The following is a 1,115-nucleotide window of genomic DNA, read 5'->3' as shown; positions in this document are numbered from 1 at the left end:
CAAAATTTTCCGGAGAATGATCTTTACGAATGCGACTCTTGTCTTCATAAAAAGTAACATCCAATGTCCAATGTAAGCTATTTTCAATACCCCAATGACTGCGAATTGCTTGAGAAATCTTCTCGGCATTACTGGCTAAACTACTTAAATAAAACCGAACTTCTGTGGTAGTTTTATTCCACAAACGTCTTTCACTTACGACCATCACAACCGTTTTTAATCCAGCCCATAATGATTGATTATGAAGAGGTAGCAACTCCGAGACTGCCACAGTCCAAATTTGTCTTTTTTCAACTCGATGATGCCCAGCTTCTATTTGTTGATAATAGCTATGCTTTCTGCCAGCAAACTCTTCTTTTCTAGCTAATTCAAACCAGTTTTTTACGTCTTTATGAAGAAGTTTTTGATTTCCCTTTAACGCTAAAAGATAATCTCCTTTCTTCTTAATTATGAGCGCTGCTATTTCTTTCTGACATCCCATAGCATCGATGGTTATTATGCTTTCTTCAATTTCTAGCAGCTCTAATAAAGCCGGAATCGCTGTCACTTCGTTGGATTTATTATTGACTTTTTTTTGCCCTAAAACTAATTGATGGGACGCCGACCATGCACTGACTATATGTAACGGTTTTTGGCTTTGATTCCGGTCATAAGATTGTTTCATTGTTTTGCCATCGATGGCTATGACTTCTAGCTCCAATTTTTTGGTAATTGAATTTACCCAACTCAAAAAACACTCTTGAAACTGCTTCGGTTCAAGCCGAGCAAATACTCGACTAAATGTATCATGAGAAGGAATTCCATTCGGCAGTTTCAGGAAACCTCTTAGCCATTCATATTTAGCTTTTCCATAGAGTTCTATTGCTCCCCATCCATCCGCACCGCTGATGACAGCTAGAATCGCAATGGCTACAATATCTATTAGTAAATGCTCTTTACTTCTTTCTATTCTTGGATCGGTCAAGGTCTCAAAATGGTTTAAAAAACTAACGTTCAATAAGTCTGTCGGATTCGATACACCTATTGTTTTTTGTTGGGAAGTTAAAGTCGAAGTAAACCCTTTCGCCATCGATCGCACCTATGAATTACGCACTTGATTTAGCTAAATACTTAAT

The 1,115-nt window shown here is 37.6% G+C and carries 1 protein-coding gene; it reads right to left on the bottom strand.

The features are described from left to right. Positions 1-1,069 (bottom strand): ISAs1 family transposase (locus QUA20_RS31850; RefSeq protein ID WP_333194338.1); only part of this gene is annotated, 1,069 nt, incomplete at its 3' end. Between the last annotated feature and the right edge of the window lie 46 nt (positions 1,070-1,115).

The organism is Microcoleus sp. Pol7_A1, from assembly GCF_036701085.1.
In the GTDB taxonomy this organism is placed as follows: Bacteria; Cyanobacteriota; Cyanobacteriia; order Cyanobacteriales; family Microcoleaceae; genus Microcoleus; species Microcoleus asticus.
Note: the sequence above shows the minus strand (reverse complement) of the source record. Positions and strands in the feature narration are given on the sequence as shown.